The sequence below is a fragment of the Streptomyces sp. WAC05292 genome, from assembly GCF_003949955.1.
Taxonomy (GTDB): domain Bacteria; phylum Actinomycetota; class Actinomycetes; order Streptomycetales; family Streptomycetaceae; genus Streptomyces; species Streptomyces globosus.
The window spans coordinates 1-2,231 of record NZ_RPSE01000629.1 but is presented as its reverse complement, the minus strand read 5'-3'; the positions used below and the strand labels follow the sequence as shown (position 1 = coordinate 2,231).

General features: G+C 70.1%; 3 protein-coding genes and 1 pseudogene. 2 read left to right on the top strand and 2 right to left on the bottom strand.

The window, feature by feature from the left end:
* Together EF903_RS34880 and EF903_RS31830 are read right to left on the bottom strand one after the other, a co-directional pair.
* Positions 1–202: pseudogene (locus tag EF903_RS34880) on the bottom strand (murein L,D-transpeptidase); the annotation flags it as partial.
* A gap of 206 nt (positions 203–408) precedes the next feature.
* Positions 409–864 (bottom strand): ATP-binding protein, encoded by a 456-nt coding sequence (locus tag EF903_RS31830; protein ID WP_312845982.1) that lies wholly within the window; start codon positions 862–864, stop codon positions 409–411.
* A 149-nt stretch (positions 865–1,013) separates the two neighbouring features.
* On the opposite strand from EF903_RS31830, the gene EF903_RS31825 reads away from it, so the two are divergent.
* Both EF903_RS31825 and EF903_RS31820 read left to right on the top strand, forming a co-directional pair.
* Complete coding sequence (locus tag EF903_RS31825; protein ID WP_125548435.1) at positions 1,014–1,868, top strand: helix-turn-helix transcriptional regulator; 855 nt, start codon at positions 1,014–1,016, stop codon at positions 1,866–1,868.
* Positions 1,865–2,068 (top strand): DUF397 domain-containing protein, encoded by a 204-nt coding sequence (locus tag EF903_RS31820; RefSeq protein ID WP_125548434.1) that lies wholly within the window; start codon positions 1,865–1,867, stop codon positions 2,066–2,068. Before EF903_RS31825 ends, EF903_RS31820 begins: the two co-directional genes overlap by 4 nt.
* The last annotated feature ends 163 nt before the right edge of the window (positions 2,069–2,231 follow it).

Below are 2,231 nucleotides of genomic sequence, written 5' to 3'. Positions count from 1 at the left end.
GGGTGGGGGTGGGGCTCGGAGTCGGTGTCTGCGACGTCGGCGCCTCCGACGGGGCCACCGGCGCGCTCGCCGTACCGCTGGTGCTCGGGGCGGTGCCGGACGCCGCGGGGTCGCAGGCGGCGAGCGACAGGACGATGGCCATGGCGGCGAGGGCGCCTGCGCAGCGCGCCCTCGTCCGTCTGCCAGCGGGCAGGTTGGTCACAGGAGACTCCTGGGTGCGGACAGGTGCTGTGGACGAATCAAGCTACGGGCTCGTGGCTGAATTCGGGCGTGAACGAGCGAATCCGTGTGCGGACGGATGCCCGGGAGTGGCCGCGAGTCCGCCGAACCGGCATCGAGCCTCGTCACTCTGAGCGAACGGTGACGAGGCTCGCTTGCGCAGAAGGGCACCCTCCGGCACATGGCACGTCACCCGCTTGCCGGTCGACGGCCAGAAAGGCACACCTCCGCCCACACGGTCTTCCCCGGCGCGCCGACCCGCGGCACCACCGCCCAGCGGCTCGCCAGCCGCGCCACGACGAGCAGCCCGCGCCCGGACTCGGCGTCCCCGGACGGCACTTGGGAAGGGAGGCGCGGTGCGCGTTCGGTGCGCGTGTCGGTGACCTCGATGCGCAGGACGTCCGCCGAGCCCGTCAGCCTGACGTGGAAGTCCCGCCCCGGGACGTGCCCGTGGCGGACGGCGTTGCCGGTGAGCTCGGCGACGATCAGCGTCACCTTCTGGTTGGCCGCGGAGGCGTACGGGTGACCCCACGTGGTCAGGCAGTGGGAGACCAGCCGACGGGCGAGGCGGGCGCCGCGGGGCGAGGAGGTGAAACACATCGAGAACTCAAGGGCTGCCGGTGCGGGGGAAGTTTCACTGTTCACGGGGCACAGGCTTCCGGCGGCCGCCTACGCTGCGTAAGACCCGGAGCGCTTACAGGCGCCGGCGGTGTGCGAGGCGTCGGCGCCTGTCGGCGGTGTGGAGCGTGACGGCCGATACGGAGCCGCGTTGGCCGGTGGAGGTGATGACGGGCATGAGCGAACCCACCCGGCAGACGGCGTACGAGGATCCGGGCGACGCCGCGCCGGACCCCGGCTCGGGCATCCTGCGGGTCTTCGGGCGTCAGCTGAAGCGGTTCCGGGCCCGGGCCGGGATGGAGCGGACCGAGCTGGGGGCGAGGCTGGGCTACTCGGCGTCGACCATCGCCGCGTACGAACAGGGTCGGCGCGTGCCGCCGCCGCGCTTCATCGACCAGGCGGACGACCTGCTGGACGCGGGCGAGGTCCTGAAGGAGATGAAGGAGGAGGTCGCGCGGGCCCAGTACCCGGCGTTCTTCCGCGATGCGGCCAGGCTGGAAGCGGAGGCGGTCGAACTCCACGTTTACGCGACCAAGGCCGTGCCAGGCCTTCTCCAGAGCGAGGACTACGCCCGAGCCGTGTTCACCATGTCGCGCCCGCTCTTGACTGAGGAGATGGTGGAGCAACGCGTTGCGGCGCGGCTCGCGCGACAGGAAATCCTGACGAGGATGCCGTTACCGACGATCAGCTTTGTCATCGAGGAGTCGGTGCTGCGACGACCCCTGGGAGGCCGGAGAGTGATGCACGGCCAGCTCCGGCAAGTGCTGCTGACCGGCCAACGCCGAAACGTCGAGATTCAGGTGGTGCCCACCGAATTGGAGGAGCACGCTGGACTCGAAGGCCCCTTCACCTTGATCGAGACGCGTGACGGGCGGAGGATCGCCTACGTGGAGGGGTACAAGGACAGTCGGTTGCACACCGATCGCAAGCCGGTCCGCGAGTTGGAGGAGCAGTACGGCATCCTCAGGGCCCAAGCGCTCACTCCGCGGGCATCGCTGGTCTTCGTCGAGAAGTTGCTGGGAGAGTCATGAACACCGAAAAGCCCCCCGGGACCACGAATGAGTTGAGGTGGTTCACAAGCAGCTACAGCACGGGCTCCGGTGGCGAGTGCGTCGAGGTGGCCGGCAGCGCGAGCAGCGTCCACGTCCGGGACTCCAAGGACACGAGCCGCCCGGGGCTCACGGTCGGCGGGCCGGCGTGGACCGCCTTCGTCGGCTTCGCGAGCCGTTAGAGCCGTGACACGCGGGTGCCCCGGACTCCCGAAGGGGATGCTGTTGGCTAATTGAGGGCACGTAGCTTTCTCCGCCCTGCCGGCCTCTGGTCGGCAGGGCGGAGTGCTTCTAGGGGTGTGGTGCGGGTGCGGGCGCGGGGTCTGTCCGAGCACCAGGCGTCGA